We start from the raw sequence: 19,275 nt of genomic DNA, 5'->3' as shown, positions 1-19,275 counted from the left end.
GAGCTGGACGTCCGCGCGCAAAGCAACTCCTCCCTCTGCGCAGCAGGGGGAGGTCGGGAGGGGGTGCTTTTGATCTCGCGATGAAGAGCAACCCCACCCCGGCCCTCCCCTGCGAGCAGGGGAGAGAGCTGGACGTCCGCGCGCAAAGCAACTCCTCCCTCTGCGCAGCAGGGGGAGGTCGGGAGGGGGTGCTTTTGATCTCGCGATGAAGAGCGACCCCACCCCGGCCCTCCCCTGCAAGCAGGGGAGGGAGCAGAACACCGCGGCGGAATCACGCCGCGCGGCTGACCTGGGCGTGGGCCAGCGCACGCCGCTCGCGGCGCTCGGCCAGCCAGTCGGAGAAACGCTCCATATACAGGTAGATCACCGGCGTGGTGTACAGCGTGACCAGCTGCGACAGCAGCAGGCCGCCGACGATCGATACGCCCAATGGCCGGCGCAGCTCGGCGCCGATGCCATTGCCCAGCGCCAGCGGCAGCGCGCCGAGCATGGCCGCGGCGGTGGTCATCATGATCGGGCGGAAGCGCAGCAGGCAGGCGCGGCGGATCGCGTCGCGCGCATCGAGCCCAGTGCGGCGCGCCTCGATCGCGAAGTCGATCATCATGATCGCGTTCTTCTTCACGATGCCGATCAGCAGCACGATGCCGACGATGCCGTCCACCGACAGGCTCATGCCGCACAGGATCAGCGCGAGCAGCGCGCCGACGCCGGCCGGCGGCAGCGTGGAGATGATCGTCAGCGGGTGGATATAGCTCTCGTACAGCACGCCCAGCACGATGTAGATCACGATGATCGCGGCCAGCAGCAGCAGCACTTCATCGCCCAGCGAGGAGGCGAACTCAGCGGCCTTGCCGACGAACTCGCCGCGGATCTGCGGCGGAAAGTTCAGCTGCGCCTCGACCTGATGGATCGCCGCCACCGCGTCGGACAACGAGTAGCCCGGCGCCACGTTGAACGCCAGCGTCACCGCCGGCAGCTGCTGCTGGTGGCTGACCACCAGCGGCGCGCTGGTCATCTGCGCACTGACCAGCGAGGACAGCGGGATGCTGCCGCCGGCGCCGATCTCGAAGCCGATGTTGCCGGTGTTGCCGATACCCGAGGGCGTGGCCGAGTTGCTCGACTTCAGCTGGCCGAAGCTGGTCGCGGTGCTGCCGGTGAGCGCGCCATTGCCGTTGCCGCGCACGGTGAGCTTGGTCAGCAGGTCGTCGCTGGTGCGGAACTCCGGCGCCACCTCCAGCACTACGCGGTACTGGTTGAGCTGGGTGAAGATGGTGGAGATCTGGCGCTGGCCGAAGGCGTCGTACAGGGTGTCGTCGATGGTCTGCACCGGCACGCCTAGGCGGCTGGCCTTCTCGCGGTCGATGGTGAGCTTGAGCGCGTTGCCGTTGTCGGCCAGGTTGTTGTCCACGTCGGCCAGCTCCGGCCGCTGGCGCATCGCCTGGGTCATCTGGTTGGCGTAGCCGGCCAGCTCCGACGACTTCACCGCGGACAGCGAGTACTGGTACTCGGTGGCGGCCACGCGGCTGTCCAGGGTCACGTCCTGCACCGGCTTCAGGTACAGCGCCACGCCGGGAATGCCGGCCACCGCGTGCTGCAGCCGCGGCAGCAGTTCGTCCAGGCCGTCGCGGTCGCCGCGGTCCTTCAGCACGATCGAGAGCTGGCCCTGGTTGAGCGTGGGGTTGATGGTGCCGGCGCCGATGAAGGCGGCCACGCCAGCCACCGCGGGATCCTTGCGCAGCGCCTCGGCAACCGCCTTGGTGCGGTCTTCCATCTGCGGAAAGGCGATATTGTCGTCGGCCTGCACCACGCCGGTGATCAGACCGGTGTCCTGCTCGGGCAGCAGGCCCTTGGGGATCACGATGTACAGGAACACGGTGAGTACCACCGCCGCGCCGGCGACCAGCATGGTCAGCCGCTGGTGATCGAGCACCCAGTCCAGCGAGCGCTCATACAGGCTGACCGTGCGCGACCACACCGTGCGCTTGCCGGCCGCGGCGTGGCGTTCGTGCGCGTCGTCGCCCTCCGGCAACTGGTCGGGCTTGAGCAGGTAGGCGCACATCATCGGCGTCAGCGTCAGCGACACCAGCATCGAGATGGTCACCGCGATGGTCAGCACCCAGGCGAACTCGTGGAACAGCCGACCGGTGACGCCGGGCATCAACAGCAGCGGCAGGAACACCGCCACCAGCGACACGGTCAGCGACAGCACGGTGAAGCCGATCTCCTTCGCGCCGACCTCGGCCGCCTCCTTGCCGTCCTTGCCCTGCTCGATGTAGCGCACGATGTTCTCGATCATCACGATCGCGTCGTCCACCACGAAGCCAGTGGCCACGGTCAGCGCCATCAGCGAGAGGTTGTCCAGCGACATGCCGGTGAACGCCATCACGCCGAACGTGCCCATCAGCGACAGCGGCACCGCCACCGACGGGATGATGGTGGCCCACAGCCGGCGCAGGAACACGAAGATCACGCCGATCACCAGGAACACGGTGAGGATCAGGGTGAACTCGACGTCGCGCACCGAGGCGCGGATGGTCACCGTGCGGTCGGCGAACACGTCCAGGTGCACGTCGGCCGGCAGCGCGCTGCGCAGCTCGGGCAGCACGCGGCGGATCTGCTCCACCGTCTGCACGATGTTGGCGCCGGGCTGGCGGCGCACGTCCAGCAGCACCGCCGGCTGGCCGTTGGCCCATGCGGCAAGCTGGTCGTTCTCCACGCCATCGACCACGTTCGCCACGTCGGACAGCCGCACCGGCGAGTTGTTCTTGTAGCTGATGATGGTGTTCTTGTACTCGGCCGCGTCGCTCAGTTGGTCGTTGGTGCCGATCGAGTAGCTCTGCGTCTTGCCGTTCAGCGTGCCCTTGGGTGCGTTGACGTTGGCCTGGGTCAGCGCGCTGCGCACGTCCTCCATGGTCAGGCCGAGGTTGGACAGCTGCGCCGGGTTCACCTGCACGCGCACCGCCGGGCGCACGTTGCCGGCGATCGAGACCAGGCCCACGCCCTGCACCTGCGACAGCTTCTGCGCGATGATCGAGTCGGCCAGGTCGTTCACCTCGCGCAGCTGGCGGCTGTCGGAGGTGAGCTTCAAGGTGAGGATCGGCGCGTCGGCCGGGTTCACCCGGTTGTACACCGGCGGATACGGCAGATTGCCCGGCAGCGTGCCCTTGGCCTGGTTGATCGCCGCCTGCACGTCCTGCGCGGCGATGTCGATGTCGCGGTCCATCGAGAACTGCAGGATGATCGTGGACAGCCCGGCGGAGGAGTCCGAGCTCATCATGGTGAGCCCGGAGATCTGCCCCAGGTTGCGCTCCAGCGGCGTGGTGATCAGCGCCGCCATGGTGCTGGCGCTGGCGCCCGGGTACTGCGTGCTGACCACCAGGCTGGGCGCCTCGATCTCCGGCAAGGCGGACACCGGCAGCTGGCGGTAGCCGAGGATACCGAGCAGCAGCACCGCCACCATCAGCAGCGAGGTGGCGATCGGGCGGCGAATGAAGAGGGTCGAGAATCCCATGGCTATCCGTGACGTGTTGGTGCGGTTTCAGCCGCGATCATGGCCGGGCACCGCCAGCCGTTCGCGGCCGCGGTGCATGCTGCCGGCCGGCACACAGCCGCTCAGAGCTTGTGAAGAAAACCACATCCTGTGGTTTTCTTCGATCGCGAGTCCGGTACACGCCCAGACTCGCTCACATGAAACAGTCACTTGCGTGACTGTTTCATGTTCGGCCATCGGGCAACCGCTCCTGCGTTGCCTCAACTCGGACATCCATGCCCTCGCCATGCCCTTGCCCTGGCCGACCTGAGCGGTTGAAAAAATCACAACCGCTCAGCCGCGGCGGCGACCGCCACCCTTGGCGTTCTGCTTGGCCTTCTCCAGTTCGGCGGCGGTCGGTGCCGCCGGCACTTCACCCGGTTTCAGCGCATTGACCTTGCTGCCCGGCTTCAGCCGGAACTGGCCCTCGGTGACCACGCGGTCGCCGGCCTTGAGGCCGCTGCCGACCATCACGTGGCTGTCGCCCACCTCGCCGGCCACCGTCACCGCCTGCATCTTCACCGTACTGTCGGCCTGTACCTGGTAGACGTAGTCGCCGTCCGGCCCACGCTGCACCGCCTGCGCGGGAATCACCAGGCCGCCGTCGACGGTGTTCACCAGCAGGCGCACGTTGACGAACTGGCCGGGCCACAATTCGTTGTTCGCGTTCGGGAACTCCGACTTCAGGCGGAACGTGCCGGTGCTGGTGTCGATCTGGTTGTCGACCACCTTGAGCACGCCGCCATCGGCGATCGGGTGCGCGTCGGTGCGGTCCAGCGCGGTCACCTGCAGCGCGGCGCCGTCTTTCGCGGCGGCGCGGCGCACCATGTCGAGGTTCTGCTCGGGCAGGGTGAACATCACATTGATCGGGTGCAGCTGGGTCAGCGTGACGATCGCGCTGGAGGTGGTGACCACGTTGCCCGGGTCGACCGCGCGGATACCGGCGAGGCTGTCGATCGGCGACAGCACGCGGGTGTAGTTCAGCTGTACCTGGGTGTCGCGCACGTTGGCCGCATCGGCGGCGACGGCGGCTTCGTACTGGGCGGCGGTGTTGCGCAGGGTGTCCAGGTCCTGCTTGGAGATGTAGCCCTTGGCGGCCAGGTCCCGGCTGCGCGTCAGGTTGCTTTTCGCGGTGGCCGCCAGGGCCTGGTCCTGGCGCTGGCGCGCCACCGCCTGGTCGTAGGCGGCCTGGTAGATGCGCGGGTCGATCTGCGCCAGCAGCTGGCCCTTCTTCACCGGCTGGCCCTCGCTGAAATGCAGGCTGAGCAGCTGGCCGCCCACCTGCGGGTTCACGGTCACCGTGTTGAGCGCCTGCACCGTGCCCAGGGCGGTCAGGTAGACCGGCACGTTCTGCTTGACCACCGGCACCACGGTGACCGGCACCGGCGGCGTTTCGTCCTTGCCGTCCTTGCCGCCCTTGTTCTTGCTTGCCGCCTGCGTCGAGGCGGCGCCGGCGGGAGCGGGCTTGTGCAGCAGCCGGAAGCCCACCGCCGCCACCACGACCACCGCAACGACGATCAACGCGATCTTCCAAAAACGCGACATGTAAAACTCCTGGACTGGACGGTGCGGCCCACCGGCGCACGGCTGTGCAGCAAGCGATGGCGAAACGACGGATGCGCGCCGGGCCCTGCCGGCACGCATCAGGGTGAGCGAAGCATAGGGGCAGTTCAACGACCTTGGACAATGCCGGTTGACAGGGGTGCGGCATGACCGATGGCAGGGGCAACGCCCGCCGCGCGGCCATCCGCAGGCCCCAGGGCGCCGCCGGCGGGGGCGCCACGGCCACCTGAAACTTGTCGCGCGCTTCGTTTATAATCGGTGCTTGTTGCCTGCCCGACCCCTATCGTGTCGGGCGGCAAGCGTGATTCGCGCCGCGGACCCACTCGCGGCGAGCCGCACCGGGGCGCACTTCCCGGCCGGCACGACAGCAACAGCCTATTCAGGCAGGCCGGGCAGCCATCGCGGCGTTCCGTCCTGCCCTCTGACAGGAGTACGTGCGTGAGCGGTTCCATGAGCAAATCCGACCAGAGCGTGTTGCGTCAGTTTTCGATCATGATCGGCGGCCTGGTCGTGCTGACCGTGGTGCTGATCCTCGCGGCGCTGGCGATCCACGACCACGAGCCGAAGGAAACCAACCCGAAACAGCCGGCCCGCGTCAGCGCGCGGCTCGCGCCGGACGGCGCCGTCTACGCCGGCAACACCGGTCGCGCCGCCATGCAGGTGGCCGCGGATGCCGCCGCCAAGGCCGCCGCTTCGCAGGTTGCCTATGGCGGCACCACCGACGGCAAGGCGATCTACGACCACCTGTGCACCAGCTGCCACGCCACCGGCGTCGCCGGCGCGCCGAAGACCGGCGACAAGGGCATGTGGGGTCCGCGTCTGGCGCAAGGCATCGACACCCTGGTCAAGCACGCGACCGACGGCTACCACGGCCCGGACGGCAACTTCATGCCACCCAAGGGCGGCAACCCGGCGCTCACCACCGAACAGGTGACCAACGCCGTGCACTGGCTGGCCGATCAGGCGAAGTAATTGGCCTGATCCAACAAGCTTTCTTCAAACGCCGCCTTCGGGCGGCGTTTTCGTTGGCCCCCTCTCCCCTCGGGAGAGGGCTGGGGAGAGGGTACGTGGCTCCGCCCGCGCTCCACCAAAGCAAAAACCAAAGCCGCCTCCGGGCGGCATTCTCGTTTTCCTCCCGCTTCGCAGGGAAGGGAGGCCAAGCTCACTCCAGGTGCGCCTCGACCCACTCCCGCGCGAACTCCCGCAATTCCGGGAAGAATGCTTCGAAGCGCTGCTGCAGTTGCGCCTCCCGCTGCTGCAGCACCGGCAGCGCCGAGGCCAGCGGGTTGGCGCGGCGCAGGCGCTGGCCGATGCCGCCCAGCGCTTCGCCCAGCATGGCGTCGTCGGTGTACGTTGCCGGCAGACCATGCGTCTCCATGTAGCCGCGGAAGCGCCGCAGCGCCGGCGGCAGCAGCGCGTCCTGCCGCCACAGCAGCGCGCGCAGCGCGGCGGAGTATTCCGCCAGCGGCTGCGCGCTCCACTGCGGGAAATCCCGCGCCAGGCAGTGGTCGAACCACATGTCCAGCAGGATGCCGGCGTAGCGGCGATACGGCGCGGGCAGCAGCGTCCGCGCGGCGAGTACTTCAGGGTGGGCGTCGGTATAAACGTCGATCGCGCGGTGTAGGCGGATGCCAACAATTACCCGCGGCGGCAACGGCGCCGCGTTCGCCGGGCCGTGCACGAAATCGCCCAGCAATCCGCCCAGCCGCAGGGCCTCGTCATCGCCGGCCAGCAGTGCGTGGGCCAGGTGGTTCATTCGCGGCGTCCGCGGCAGCCGGCGCGTCCGACGGTTATCATCACCTGCATGACTCCCACCGAGCTCTCCACCGCACCTGCCGGCTTTCCGGATATCGCCGCCAGTTTCACGCTCGACGGCCCGGCCGGCAAGCTGGAGGCGATCAGCGACGTCGCCGAAGCGGCCTGCGCGCGCCGCGGCGTGGCGGTGATCTGTCACCCGCTCACCATCGAGGGCGGCAGCATGCACAACAAGGTGGTGACGATGGTCGAGCGCGCGCTGCGCGAATCCGGGCTGGACACCGTGCGCTTCAACTTCCGCGGCGCCGGCGGTTCGCACGGCGAATACGACAAGGGCCAAGGCGAGGGCGAGGACCTGGCCGCGGTGGTCGCCTGGGTACGCCGCATGCGCCCGCACGACGCCTTGTGGCTGGCCGGCTTCTCGTTCGGCAGCTACGTGAGCATCGCCAACGCGGTGCGCCTGCACGCCGACGCGCTGGTCAGCGTTGCGCCGCCGGTCGGGCGCTGGCCATTCGACGTGATCGCCTTGCCGAGCTGCCCGTGGCTGATCGTGCAGGGCGAGGCCGACGAGATCGTCGAACCGCAGGCGGTATTCGACTGGGTCGAAACGCTGGCGCATCGGCCCGAGCTGGTGCGCATGCCCGAGACCAGCCACTTCTTCCACCGCCGGCTGATGGACCTGCGCGGCGCGATCAAGCATGCGGTGCAGGGCTGGCTGCCGCCGAAGCGGCATGCCTGACGCCGGCCACCCCTCCGAAGACCCGTCCGCTCGATGAGTGAAACCCCCTCGCCTGCGCCCAGTGCGCGCTATCTCGAAGGCGTCGCCGCGCACCGCTGGGAGTCCGACCCGACCCAGTTGGCGCTGTTGCCGGAATTCGACCGCATGCATGCGGCGCTGTGCATCGAACCGGCGAACGGCAATGGCCTGCTCGGCCGGCTGAAATCGCTGCTCGGCAACGAGCCGCCGGAGGCCGTGCCGGGCTTGTACCTGTGGGGCACGGTGGGCCGCGGCAAGACCTTCCTGATGGACCTGTTCGCTGCCAGCCTGCCGCACGGCGTGGCGCTGCGCCGGCACTTCCACCGCTTCATGGGCGAGGTGCACGCGCACCTGCGCATGCTGGGCGAGCAGCAGAACCCGCTGGTCGAGGTGGCCGCCGGCCTCGCCGCGCGCTGCCGCGTGCTGTGCCTGGACGAGTTCCTGGTCAACGACATCGGCGATGCGATGATCCTCTCGGGCCTGCTCGACGCGCTGTTCGCGCGCGGCGTGAGCCTGGTCACCACCTCCAACACCGCGCCGGCCGACCTGTACCAGGGCGGCCTGCAGCGCGCGCGCTTCCTGCCCGCGATCGCGCTGATCGAACGGCACTGCCATGTGGTCGAGATGGCCTCCTCGCACGACTGGCGCCTGCGTGCGCTGACCCGCGCGCCGGTCTACCTCACCCCGCCCGGCGCCGAGGCACACCGCGCGCTGGAGCGCATCTTCGCCGGCCAGGCCCGCGGCAACGTGCAGGAGCACGGCAGCGCGCACATCAACGGCCGCGAGATTCCGTTCGTCAAGCGCGCCGACGACATCGCCTGGTTCGAGTTCGCCGCGCTGTGCGAAGGGCCACGCGCGGTAGCCGACTACATTGCGTTGGCCAGGGCAGTGCCGGCGGTGATCGTGGCCAACGTGCCGCAGTTCACCGTCTACAGCGAGGACGCCGCCAAGCGTTTCGTGCAATTGGTGGACGAGTTCTACGACCGCCACGTCAAGCTGGTGCTGTCCGCCGCCGCGCCGATCACCGAGCTGTACGACGGCGAACGCCTGCGCGCCGAGTTCGGCCGTACCGAGTCGCGCCTGATCGAGATGCAGAGCGAGGAATACCTGGCGCTGGAACACCGGCCCGAGTGATCGGCCATCGGCGCGTCGCTCCTTCGCCAGTGCCGCAGTAGCCCGCGGCGGCTGGCCCCGCTGCGCGAGCCGATCGACTGCCTCGGCGTGCCGCTCACCCTGCAGCCCGGCGTAGGCCTGCTCCGGGTTGAGGCGCGCGAGCTGTGCGGCGGGTAATGAACGCCGCGCATGCCGCGCTGGAGGCGCGCCTGGGCGCGACCGCGCGGTGGCATACGGTGCCGCTGGAGCTGCTGGAGCTGGCGTTCACCGAGGGCACCGCGATGCACCACAGCGACGCCACTCGCTGCCACCTGGCCGCGCTGCGCGAGGCCGGCGTGAGCATCGCCATCGACGACTTCGGCATCGGCTACAGCAACCTCGACGCATTGCGCCAGATGCCGGCCAGCTGCCTGAAGATCGACAAGTCGCTGGTGTGCGGACTCGACACCAGCCGGCACGACGCGGCGGTGGTGCGCTCGATGGTGGCGCTGGCCCACGAGCTGGGTTTCCGCGTGGTGATGGAAGGGGTGGAACCGGGCGCGTGCTGGCCGCCGTGCGCGACATGGCCTGCGACGAAGTACCGGGCTTCCGCATCGCCCGTCCGCTGCCGGCGGCGGACGTGGCCGGCTGGCTGGCCGGCATGCATCCGCTGCGCCAGCGCAGCCGGCGGATCACCTGCGCGACTGAAGCATCGCAGCCCCGGCCAGCGCCACGCGGTGCTCGCGCCGAGCGGGCATGGTGGCGGCGCGCTACCATCGGCTTTCCCCGCCCCGGAGACGCCCATGTACCGCACCGCCCTCGCCCTGGTCCTGGCCGCTGCCGCCATGGCACCATCGCACGCCGCCGACGCCTCCGCCGCACAGGCGTTGGCGCAGCAGGCACTGCCACAGACCATCGCATGGCGGCACGACATCCACCAGCATCCGGAACTTAGCAACCGCGAGGTACGCACCTCGGCGCTGGTCGCGCGGGAACTGAAGCGGCTGGGGCTGGAGGTACACACCGGCATCGCGCACACCGGCGTGGTCGGCCTGCTCAAAGGCGACCTGCCTGGGCCACGGCTGGCGCTCCGTGCCGACATGGACGCGCTGCCGGTGACCGAGGAAGTGAACCTGCCGTTCGCCTCGAAGGCGAAGGGCGAGTACCGCGGCAAGACCGTCGGGGTGATGCACGCCTGCGGCCACGACGCGCATACCGCGATGCTGCTGGGCATGGCGCAGGCACTGAGCGGCATGAAGCATCGGCTGCACGGCTCGGTGCTGTTCGTGTTCCAGCCAGCCGAGGAAGGCGCACCGGCCGGCGAGGAGGGTGGCGCCGCGCTGATGCTCAAGCAGGGCTTGCTGCGCGATTTCAAACCCGACGCGATGTTCGGCATGCACGTGGTCAGCGCACTCAACGTGGGCACGGTGGCGGTGCGGTCGGGGCCGACGATGGCCGGCTCGGACTGGTTCCGCCTGGTGGTGCACGGCCGCCAGACCCACGGCGCGATGCCGTGGAACGGGGTCGATCCGATCGTCACCGCCGCCGAGATCATCAGCACCGCGCAGACCATCGTCAGCCGCAAGCTGGACATCGGCACGCTGCCGGCGGTGCTCAGCTTCGGCATCGTCGACGGCGGCTCGCGCTACAACATCGTGCCGGACAAGGTGGAACTGCAAGGCACGCTGCGCACGTTCGACGCCGGCATGCGCCAGCAGGCGATCGACAACCTCAAGGGCATCGCCGAACACCTCGCCGCCGCGAATGGCGCCACCGTCGAGACGCAGATCCCGCTCGGCGAGAGCAACCCGGTGCTGGTCAACGACCCCGCGCTGGCCGCAAGGGTAAAAGCCAGCATCGCCACGGCGATCGGCGCTGAGCACGTGATCGAGGCGAAGCCGTGGATGGCCTCGGAGGACTTCGCCTACTTCGCACAGAAAGTGCCGAGCGTGTATTTCTTCGTCGGCGCCACGCCAGTCGGTCAGGATGCCTCGAAGGCGCCGGTCAACCACTCGCCGAAATTCTTCCTCGACGAGGATGCGCTGAAGATCGGCATGGCCTCGATGCTGCAGGCCAGCCTGGATTACCTCGACGCGCCGGCCTCCTGAGGAGCGGCGCGCCGCGCCGGCCCAGTCTGCCGTCGCGGCCTACAGCGCGACGTCGCGACCCGGATGTGCCCGCTGAAAGCGGCGGTGGTGGATCAGCAGGCCGCTGAAGTAGACGAGGTAGTAACCCACCAGCAGGCCGATCACCAGCATGGTCAGCGGGCTGGCGGCATAACCCATCGGCGGCATCGTGCCGGTCGGGACCGCCGCCGACTGCTGCATTGACGGCCACACCACCAGCATCCGCCAAGCCAGCCGCCCCAGCAGCAGCGCGGTGAGCAGCGCGCCGATCCACGGGTTCGGCACGTAGCAGTCGCCCTTGACCGGATCGGTCTCGAAGCGGGTCAGGCGCAGCCCGAGCAGGCCCAGCGCCCCGCCGAGCAACACGCCGCCGGCGAGGCCCTCGGCCAATGCCATGTGGTGGAACCCGCTGAGTGCGAGCATGCCGCCGAGGAATGCGAACAGCGCGACGCGCAAGATCATCCGCTTGCGCCGGATCGGCTGGCGGCCGAACTGCCGGCTGACGCGGCGCCATACGATCCAGGCGAGGATCGGCAGCATCACGAGGTAGTTGGTCAGGTGCGCGGGCATGGCGCAGTCCGGTGGATGGGTCGGTGGTCAGGATAGTGCGGCAGCCCTGCGCGGGCGACTGACAGGGCCGGGATTCGGGATTCGCAAAAGCACGAAAGCACCGCTTACTGGCGGCTTTTGCTCTGCCAAATCCCGAATCCCCAGTCCCGAATCCCGGCCCAACGGGCCCTACTTCGCCTTGCCCTGGTTCGCCACTGCGGCCATCTTCGCCGCGATCGCCTCGGCGTCGCCGAGGTAGTAGCGCTTGAGCGGCTTCAGTTCGTCGTCGAACTCGTACACCAGCGGCACGCCATTGGGGATGTTCAGCTCGACGATCGCCTGGTCGGAAATGCCGTCCAGGTACTTCACCAGCGCGCGCAGCGAATTGCCGTGCGCGGCCACCAGCACGCGCTGGCCGGACTTGATCGCCGGCGCCAGCACCTCGTGCCAGTACGGCAGCACGCGGGCCACGGTGTCCTTCAGGCATTCGGTGTCGGGGATGTCCTTCGGGTCGAGCTTCGCGTAGCGCGGGTCATGCACCGATTCGTTCGCGGCGCGCTCCAGCGGCGGCGGCGGGATGTCGTAGCTGCGGCGCCAGATCTTCACCTGGTCCTCGCCGTACTTCGCCGCGGTCTCGGCCTTGTTGAGGCCGGTGAGGCCGCCGTAGTGGCGCTCGTTGAGGCGCCAGTCGGTGAGCACCGGAATCCACATCAGGTCCATCGCGTCCTGCACGCCCCACAGCGTGCGCACCGCGCGCTTGAGCACCGAGGTGTGCGCCACGTCGAAGTGGTAGCCGTCCTCGCGCAGCAGGCGGCCGGCCTCGCGCGCCTCGGCCATGCCCTGCTCGGTAAGGTCGACGTCGGCCCAGCCGCTGAAGCGGTTGTCGAGGTTCCACTGCGATTGGCCGTGGCGGATCAGAACGAGCTTGTGCATGGAAGGAGGCGTCCAACGATGAGATGCAAGGCTGCAATGGTGCCGGCCGCCCCCGGCAGCGTCAAATGCGCCCCCTGCCACAGGTCATGCGCAACCCTGCGCGCCGGCGGCGCATCCTAGCCTGGCCATTTCCCTGCAGGAGTAACGCCATGCGTCGATTCCCGACGATCCTCATCCTCGCCGCGCTCGCGCTGGGCCTCGGCCTGCCGCCGCAGGCCAGCGCACGCGACAACGACATCGACAAGGTCAACGGTTCAGTGCAGGTCGAGGCCGGCCAACAGGTCGGCGACGTCAGCACGGTCAACGGCGCGGTGCATATCGCCGGCGGCGCCAGCGTGCACGAGGCCAGCACCGTCAACGGCAAGGTCGAGCTGGGCGACAAGGCCCAGGCCACCAAGCTGGGCACGGTCAACGGCGCGATCAGCCTGGGCAGCGCCAGCCGGGTCAGCGGCGAGGTGAACGCGGTCAACGGCCGCATCCAGCTGGCCCGCGGCGCCGAGGTCGGCGGCCGGGTCGAGAACGTCAACGGCGCCATCGTGCTGGACGGCGCCCACGTCGCCGGCGGCATCGGCACGGTCAGCGGCGACATCACGGTGGGCGCGGACTCGCGCGTCGAGCGTGGCATCCTGGTCGACAAGCCGAACAACGGCTGGTTCCGCTGGGGCAGCGAGCGCAAGCCGGTGATCGTGATCGGCCCGCACGCGGTGGTGCAGGGCACGCTGGAATTCCGCCGCGAGGTGGTGCTGAAGGTCAGCGGCAGCGCGCAGATCGGCCCGGTGAAGGGCGCCACGGCGGAGAAGTTCAGCGGGGCCACGCCATAAGGGCTGGCGCTCCGTAGGCAATCGGCACCGATGGCGCCGATCTTCGGCGTCGGTTGCCGCTTAGAAGCTGTAGACCAGGTTGCTGGTGGTCAGCGTGTCGGTCTTCTTGGTGCCCGGCAGCACGTCGCTGTTGTGGCGTATCTGGAAGCCGACCTTCAGCGCCAGCTTGCGGGTCATGCTGACCGCCACGCCGGCGTCGTTCTGCAGGTAGGTGTTCTTCGAACCGGCTTCCATCAGGAAGGTGTCCTCGAATGCCGTGTTCTCGGTGAGCTTGTACTTGTAGTTGGTCAGGCCGCGGGCAACCATCTCGCTCTCGGTCGGCTGGCGCTCCTTCGTCACCACACCGCCGGTCACCACCTCGAGGTCGGCGGGACGGTAGCGCTTGTAGCCGGGGCCGATTTCGAACGACAGCTCGTTGCGCCCGTCCTTCAGCGCGATATAGCCGTAACCGAGCGAGACGATGCCCTGCCACAGGTTCGCGCCGAAATCATCGTGCTCATAGCGGGCGGCGCCGACGATGTAGCTGCGCGGGTCGAGCTTGAGACCGACCGAGGCGCCGCCGTCATAGCGGTTCGCGGTGGTGTTGAACTGCTTGAGAGTGTTGCCGTTGCTGTCCACGATGGTCTGCTGGCTCTTCGAGCGCAGCGCGTCGACGAAGAAACTGTTCTTCCACTGCTCGTTCTCCTGGCTGAGGCCGAGCTTGGCGTTGATGTTCTCCGAGCGCGAGTTGCCGGTGGAGGAGGCGAAGCCGAACTCGCCCGAACCGCTCCAGCCGCCGTTGTTGGCCGGGTTGGTGTCGGCGTCCTGGGCCTGGGCAGTGAAGCTCGCGCAAGCAGCCAGCAGCAAGCCGGCAATCAAGGTCTTTTTCATCGGGGGTGATCCGTTTTTGTTAAACATTAGTAAGACCGCTACCTTATCGGGACGGCTTGAATTTGCAATGAACGGCGCCGCCGCGTCATCCGAGCGGCCTCAGCCGTTGGCCGGCAACGCGCCGGCCAGCGCCGTCTCGTAGACGCGCTGCCGAGGATCAGCGGCATCCGCATGTCGCATGCGCCCGCTCCGCTCCATCCCCAGCGCCATGCCGAGCCGGATCCACAGGCCGTAGCCACCGATCGCCAGTACCCGCAGCAGGATCCGGGTGTAACCCGACGGCTGCGCGCCGTTCATGCCGGTGGCAGGCAGAGCGTCCGGGGCAGTTCGCGGATGGGCGGCATGAGGCGCCCAAGGGGCGTCGACGGCGACGGATGCGGCGACTTGCGGCCGCCACAGGCCGCCGCCATGCTACACAAGGCCTCTTTCCCACGATATGCCGACGCCCATGGATCGCTACGAACGCATACTGACCCTGCACCGGCTGCTGAAGTCGGCGCACTACCCGATTGCGCTGTCGCGCCTGCTCGGCGAGCTGGAGTGCTCGCGCGCCACGCTGTACCGCGACGTGGCCTTCCTGCGCGACGCGCTGGGCGCGCCGGTGGAAAGCGCCGGCATCGACCAGGCCGCGTTCCGCTACGAAGCCGGCGAGGGCGAGAAGTTCGAGTTGCCCGGGTTGTGGCTGACCTCCGACGAGCTGGCCGCGCTGCTGGCCCTGAACGAGCTGATCGGCCGTTCCGGCCCCGGCGTGCTGGCCGGCGCGCTGGCGCCGTTCAAGTCGCGCATCGAGGGCCTGCTGTCCAGCCACGACAACGGCAAGACGCTGCCGATCGAGCGGATCCGGGTGATCCCGTGGGGCGAGCGCAAGCTCGACCAGCAAGTGTTCCGCATCGTCGCCGGCGCGGTGCTGGAGCGCCGGCAGCTGCGCTTCCGCTACCGCGCACGCACCACCAACGCAGACAGCCGGCGCACGGTGTCGCCGCAGCGGCTGACCCACTACCGCGACAACTGGTACCTCGACGTGTGGGACCACGACCGCCAGGCATTGCGCAGCTTCGCGGTCGACCGCATCGCCGACGCGCAGGCGCTGGACACGCCCGCCACCGACGTGGCCGACGCCGAGCTCAATGAATTGCTCGCTTCCAGCTACGGCATCTTCGCCGGCAAGCCGAAGGCGTGGGCGACGATCCGCTTCTCGCAACATGCCGCGCGCTGGGTCGCCGACGAGCACTGGCATTCGCAGCAGAAGGGCGAGTGGCTGCCGGATGGCCGCTACGAGCTGAAGCTGCCGTACTCCAACTCGAAGGAACTGCTGATGGACGTGCTCAAGTACGGCCCGGACGCGGAAATCGTGGCGCCGCTGTCGCTGCGCGAGGAGATGAAGATCCTGCTGCAACTGGCGCTGGGCGGTTACCAGCAGGCACCGCGTTGAAGGGCGAGCCGATGACCGCCGCCGATGCCGGCGGCAGCGCGCCGGCGGCACGCAAGCCGACCGTGGCGCTGGCGCTCGGCGCCGGCGGCGCGAAAGGGCTGGCGCACATCGGCGTGATCGAGGAAATCGAGGCGCAGGGCTACGCGATCGTGGCGATCGCCGGCAGCTCGATGGGCGCGCTGATCGGCGGCATCCACGCGGCGGGCAAGCTCGACGTGTATCGCGACTGGGTCTGCGCGCTGGCCAAGCTCGACGTGCTGCGGCTGGTCGACTGGACGTTCTCCGGCGGCGGCCTGATCAAGGGAGAGAAAATCATCGAGACCATGCGCGGGCTGGTCGGCGACGCGCAGATCGAGGAACTGCCGCTGGCGTTCACCGCGGTGGCCACCGACATCGAGCGTGGCCGCGAGGTGTGGCTGACCAGCGGTGGCCTGTTCGACGCGATCCGCGCCTCGTTCGCGATCCCCACCGTGTTCCGCCCACATCTCATCGACGGCCGCCGGCTGGTCGACGGCGCCCTGCTCAACCCAGTGCCGGTGACCCCGCTGATCCGCGAAACCGCCGACTACCTGATCGCGGTCAGCGTGGACGGCCCGGCAGTGGCCGCCACACCGCCGGAACCGCCGATCCAGGCGCACCCTGCGGAAGAAGGCTACCGCCAGCGCATCGGTGAGTTCATCAGCCGGATGATCCCGCGCGGCGAAAGCCGTCCGCGCGAGCCGGGCACGCTGGAGCTGCTGACCCAGGCGATGGACCTGATGCAGGCCAACCTGTCGCGTCTGCGCCTGGCCGCATATGCGCCCGACCTGCTGATCCAGCTGCCGCACAACATGGCACTGGCCTACGAGTTCTACCGTGCGCGCGAACTGATCGAACTGGGCCGCGCCGAGGCGCGCGCGGCGCTGGCGAACTGGCCGCGCGCCGGCACGCCGCAACGCCAGGCCTGAGCCCGTCGCTCCATAGCGCGGCCCTCAGCGCGGGCCGTGCGTGTGCAGCCAGTTTTCCAGGTAGTCGCGCAGCACGAGGGCGCCGTTGTGCTCCTCGTCGTGGGCGCTGTAGATCAGGGTGACCTGGTGCCGCGCCGAGCGCTCGGCCAGCGGTTGCCAGTACTCGGCCAGGTCGTCCAGCTCGGCGGCATAGCGGTGACGAAAGCCGTCCCACAGCGCCGGATCGTGGCCGAACCATTTGCGCAGCGCCGTGGACGGCGCCAGCTCCTTGGCCCACTGGTTCAGCGGCACCTCTTCCTTCTTCATGCCGCGCGGCCACAGCCGCTCCACCAGCACGCGATAACCGTCGGACTTGGCCGACGGCTCGTAGGCGCGTTTCACAGCGATGTTCATGGAGTGCTCCCGACGGTTGCTTTTCAGCATACGCCGCCGGGGGCACCACGGCGCTGGTGAACACGATCCTCAGGTGCGCTGCCCGCACTCACCACAGAACTGGTCGCCGGGAATCAGCCGTGCGCCGCAACCCTTGCAGACCGGCGCTGTGCGTGCAGCGGTAGCTTGTGGCCGATGCTGCTCCACCTTCTGCTTGAGCTGATTGAAGCCGCCGCGCAACCGGCTTTCCGCCGTGGAGGCCAGGCCCGCATTGAGCGAATCGTAGACCATGATGTAGCCAAACAGATAGACCAACGCGAACAGCGCTACCACTACGGCGAACACGATGCCTACCGACACGCTGGCCGCACCTAACCCCTGCATGCTGGACATCAACATGTATTCCAGGCCGGCGCCGTATCCATAGTCGCCGAAACCGTGGCTGTACATCGACATGCTGGCGCCGGCCGACACCGCCAGCAGGGCAAGCACGAAGATCGCCACCGGCGCCACGATCAGCCACAGCAGCACGAAGTGCAACAATGCGTCGAGCGGGCGCTTGAGTACGATGTCCACCGCACGCCCAAGCGAGCCCAGCACGCCCTCGCCACGCCACACCGCCACCAGCAGAAGCGGCATACCGATGGCCAGCACGCCATAGCAAAACAGCAGCACGATGGCGCCGGGCCCGGCCAGCAGAAAGGCAAACAGCGGCCCGATGCCAGGAATCCTGCCGAGCAGAGCCAACAGATACAGCGCCACGAACACCAACAGCAGACCAAGCGCCAGCAAAAGCAGCGCCAGGAGCACGTTCAGCGTGGCCCCCAGCCCGCCGAAGAAGGCGGCGGCAAAACCGCGTCCCGGCCGTCCATCGGCCTGATCCACCAGCAGCAGGCCGGCGCCGTTGATCCCGGCAAGATAGACCAGCAAGGCGATCAGCATCAGCAACACGCCCACGATGACGCCCATCTTGGCCGCCAGCGCGCCCGCGGCAACCGCCAGGCCCAGGCCGATCACCACGCCACCAGCCAGCATCGCCAGCGCCTGCCAGTTATGCAGCGCTTCGTAACAGCGCATCAACAGGCCAATGTTACCCGTCGCTTTCTCGGTCATCTTCGTTCCCCCTGAATATGGCTATTGGGCGGCGTCGGCGTACTGGCGCCGCATGTGCTCGGTCAGCCCACGACCAGCATGGGCATCTCATTGGTACCGACCTGTTTGCCGTTCATCGAGAGCGAGGAGCGCACCACGTAGCGCCCATCCTTGATGCCCTTGGGCAAGTTGAAGCTGAAGTTGGTCCGGTACTCGCCCGTGCCATTGATGTCGGATGCCTGCTTGGTCACGGTGGAGAGCTGCTTGCCGTCCGGCGAGAACAACGTGAGCGTCTCGGCCAGCTGCGGTTGCACATCGCGCGTGCCGTTCAGCACCACCACGGTGGACTGCATCTCCACCGGCGAGCCGGTTTTCACCGTGCCGGATGGTTGCATGGAGCTTGCGTAGGACGACACCGTATTCGTCGCCGGCAAGCTGCCATGCTGGCGGGTGTAATCCGCCTCCACCGACTGCGCATCGCGCACCTTGCGTGCGTGATAGTTGTAAGCCATACAGGCCAACGCGCCGATACCCGCACCCACTGCGGCCCCCACCAGGTGTCCCTTGCCGTTGCCGAACAGTGCGCCAGCCAGCGCACCAACGGTGCCGGCCAGCACCGGGTTGCACGCGCCGGCTTGCTGGCCTTCGGCGCTTGCGCTCGCGCCATCCCGACTCTGCGTGCCGCCGTTGCTCACTGGCATCTGGGCGCAACCGGCTACCAACGCCAGCCCAAGGCTGGCGCCGAACAAGCTAAACGATTTGGCGCAAGGCATACGCGTATTCATGGCGATTCTCCCTTCACTGGATGGAAATGCTGTTCATGGCTTTCTGTTGGGCTTGTTCGGCCTCACGCAGCAACTTGTTGGCTCGGGCATCGCCCGGCTTCACTTCCAACGCTGCCTTGGCATTGGCAACGGCGGCGCTGTAGTTCTGCTCGGCGAAGGCTTGCTCTCCCTTGTGCACCAGCTTCGCCGCGATGTCGCGCATCGACGGTCCGGCCGCTGGAGCAGGCATGGGCGCCTGCACCTTCTGCGTGGGCAGCGGCGCCGCAGACGGCGGCGCGGAAACCGGCTCAGCGGCTGTCGAGGCCGGGGCAGGCGCTGCAACCACTGGCGCCGCCATGGGCGGCAGCGCAGGCGCGGCCGCAGGCGCAGGCGCAGGCGGAGCCTCGGCAACCGGCGGCACGACAGGCGCCGATGATGTCGCGACGGGTTCAGCGGGAGTTCCCGGCACCGCGACACTGTGGGCCGCGGCGGGCTGGGCCGCCTGCTCCGACGCCGCGCCACCGGAACCCATGAGTTTCCATGCCACCACGACACCGACACCCACCACCAGCACCACCGCCGCGGCGACGGCGTAGGTCTTGCTGCCACCGACGCGTACCTGGTTCGCCGCCGGCTTGCCAGCCCCGGGGGTAGCTGAGCGCACGGGAGACGT

19 protein-coding genes and 1 pseudogene are annotated in these 19,275 nt (G+C 68.4%); 8 read left to right on the top strand and 12 right to left on the bottom strand.

The genetic code is table 11. From position 1 onward, the window contains the following. Nucleotides 1–271: 271 nt before the first annotated feature. The 3 genes from LRK53_RS02595 to LRK53_RS02585 form a co-directional block, all read right to left on the bottom strand. Nucleotides 272–3,511, bottom strand: coding sequence for an efflux RND transporter permease subunit (locus LRK53_RS02595; RefSeq protein WP_027491695.1), 3,240 nt, complete (start codon nt 3,509–3,511; stop codon nt 272–274). 27 nt (nt 3,512–3,538) lie between these two features. Next, nucleotides 3,539–3,727: a hypothetical protein gene (locus LRK53_RS02590; protein ID WP_235642477.1), complete on the bottom strand. Its 189-nt coding sequence runs from the start codon at nt 3,725–3,727 to the stop codon at nt 3,539–3,541. A 96-nt stretch (nt 3,728–3,823) separates the two neighbouring features. Then, the gene (locus LRK53_RS02585) at nt 3,824–5,074 is read right to left on the bottom strand and encodes an efflux RND transporter periplasmic adaptor subunit (protein WP_027491451.1); all 1,251 of its coding nucleotides are present in this window, start codon (nt 5,072–5,074) and stop codon (nt 3,824–3,826) included. A gap of 468 nt (nt 5,075–5,542) precedes the next feature. Between LRK53_RS02585 and LRK53_RS02580 the strand changes: the two genes are divergently transcribed. After that, a complete protein-coding gene (locus tag LRK53_RS02580; RefSeq protein WP_027491450.1) occupies nt 5,543–6,064 on the top strand; it encodes a c-type cytochrome in 522 nt (173 codons plus the stop codon). Between the two features lie 190 nt (nt 6,065–6,254). On the opposite strand, the gene LRK53_RS02575 is transcribed toward LRK53_RS02580, so the two are convergent. Beyond that, on the bottom strand, nt 6,255–6,848 hold the full coding sequence (locus LRK53_RS02575) for an acyl carrier protein phosphodiesterase (RefSeq protein ID WP_027491449.1): 594 nt from the start codon (nt 6,846–6,848) through the stop codon (nt 6,255–6,257). 48 nt (nt 6,849–6,896) lie between these two features. On the opposite strand from LRK53_RS02575, the gene LRK53_RS02570 reads away from it, so the two are divergent. From LRK53_RS02570 to LRK53_RS02555, 4 genes and pseudogenes are all read left to right on the top strand, one after another. Further along, nucleotides 6,897–7,586, top strand: coding sequence for an alpha/beta hydrolase (locus tag LRK53_RS02570; RefSeq protein WP_027491448.1), 690 nt, complete (start codon nt 6,897–6,899; stop codon nt 7,584–7,586). A 33-nt stretch (nt 7,587–7,619) separates the two neighbouring features. After that, entirely contained in the window at nt 7,620–8,738 is a 1,119-nt protein-coding gene (gene zapE, locus LRK53_RS02565) for a cell division protein ZapE (protein WP_027491447.1), read from the top strand. Between the two features lie 155 nt (nt 8,739–8,893). Next, nucleotides 8,894–9,190, top strand: a pseudogene (locus LRK53_RS19315) (EAL domain-containing protein); the annotation flags it as partial. A 309-nt stretch (nt 9,191–9,499) separates the two neighbouring features. Then, entirely contained in the window at nt 9,500–10,804 is a 1,305-nt protein-coding gene (locus tag LRK53_RS02555; RefSeq protein ID WP_027491446.1) for an amidohydrolase, read from the top strand. A gap of 39 nt (nt 10,805–10,843) precedes the next feature. On the opposite strand, the gene LRK53_RS02550 is transcribed toward LRK53_RS02555, so the two are convergent. Beyond that, nucleotides 10,844–11,392, bottom strand: a complete 549-nt coding sequence (locus LRK53_RS02550; protein WP_027491445.1) for a CcdC protein domain-containing protein — start codon at nt 11,390–11,392, stop codon at nt 10,844–10,846. 168 nt (nt 11,393–11,560) lie between these two features. After that, nucleotides 11,561–12,304, bottom strand: a complete 744-nt coding sequence (gene gpmA, locus LRK53_RS02545; RefSeq protein WP_027491444.1) for a 2,3-diphosphoglycerate-dependent phosphoglycerate mutase — start codon at nt 12,302–12,304, stop codon at nt 11,561–11,563. A 149-nt stretch (nt 12,305–12,453) separates the two neighbouring features. Between gpmA and LRK53_RS02540 the strand changes: the two genes are divergently transcribed. Further along, complete coding sequence (locus LRK53_RS02540; RefSeq protein WP_027491443.1) at nt 12,454–13,125, top strand: DUF4097 family beta strand repeat-containing protein; 672 nt, start codon at nt 12,454–12,456, stop codon at nt 13,123–13,125. Between the two features lie 60 nt (nt 13,126–13,185). Here LRK53_RS02540 and LRK53_RS02535 read toward each other — a convergent pair whose 3' ends face one another. Next, the gene (locus LRK53_RS02535; RefSeq protein WP_027491442.1) at nt 13,186–13,995 is read right to left on the bottom strand and encodes a DUF481 domain-containing protein; all 810 of its coding nucleotides are present in this window, start codon (nt 13,993–13,995) and stop codon (nt 13,186–13,188) included. 99 nt (nt 13,996–14,094) lie between these two features. Then, complete coding sequence (locus LRK53_RS02530; protein WP_027491441.1) at nt 14,095–14,292, bottom strand: hypothetical protein; 198 nt, start codon at nt 14,290–14,292, stop codon at nt 14,095–14,097. 151 nt (nt 14,293–14,443) lie between these two features. Here LRK53_RS02530 and LRK53_RS02525 point away from each other — a divergent pair, with 151 nt between their 5' ends. Both LRK53_RS02525 and LRK53_RS02520 read left to right on the top strand, forming a co-directional pair. Next, the gene (locus LRK53_RS02525; RefSeq protein WP_027491440.1) at nt 14,444–15,427 is read left to right on the top strand and encodes a helix-turn-helix transcriptional regulator; all 984 of its coding nucleotides are present in this window, start codon (nt 14,444–14,446) and stop codon (nt 15,425–15,427) included. A gap of 11 nt (nt 15,428–15,438) precedes the next feature. Next, entirely contained in the window at nt 15,439–16,374 is a 936-nt protein-coding gene (locus LRK53_RS02520) for a patatin-like phospholipase family protein (RefSeq protein ID WP_027491439.1), read from the top strand. A 24-nt stretch (nt 16,375–16,398) separates the two neighbouring features. Here the strand turns inward: LRK53_RS02520 and LRK53_RS02515 are convergent, their stop codons facing one another. The 4 genes from LRK53_RS02515 to LRK53_RS02500 all read right to left on the bottom strand — a co-directional run bounded on the left by LRK53_RS02515 (nt 16,399) and on the right by LRK53_RS02500 (nt 19,266). Then, complete coding sequence (locus LRK53_RS02515; RefSeq protein ID WP_027491438.1) at nt 16,399–16,767, bottom strand: DUF488 domain-containing protein; 369 nt, start codon at nt 16,765–16,767, stop codon at nt 16,399–16,401. A 69-nt stretch (nt 16,768–16,836) separates the two neighbouring features. Beyond that, nucleotides 16,837–17,859, bottom strand: coding sequence for a zinc ribbon domain-containing protein (locus tag LRK53_RS02510; RefSeq protein ID WP_051257474.1), 1,023 nt, complete (start codon nt 17,857–17,859; stop codon nt 16,837–16,839). Between the two features lie 62 nt (nt 17,860–17,921). Continuing rightward, complete coding sequence (locus LRK53_RS02505) at nt 17,922–18,623, bottom strand: glycine zipper domain-containing protein (RefSeq protein WP_027491437.1); 702 nt, start codon at nt 18,621–18,623, stop codon at nt 17,922–17,924. Nucleotides 18,624–18,636: 13 nt separating this feature from the next. After that, nucleotides 18,637–19,266 carry a hypothetical protein gene (locus LRK53_RS02500; RefSeq protein WP_235642476.1) on the bottom strand — a complete coding sequence of 210 codons (630 nt, stop codon included), beginning with the start codon at nt 19,264–19,266 and terminating at the stop codon, nt 18,637–18,639. Nucleotides 19,267–19,275 lie beyond the last annotated feature (9 nt).

This window comes from Rhodanobacter thiooxydans, from assembly GCF_021545845.1.
Lineage (GTDB): Bacteria > Pseudomonadota > Gammaproteobacteria > Xanthomonadales > Rhodanobacteraceae > Rhodanobacter.
This window is presented reverse-complemented; position numbering and strand designations above follow the sequence as displayed.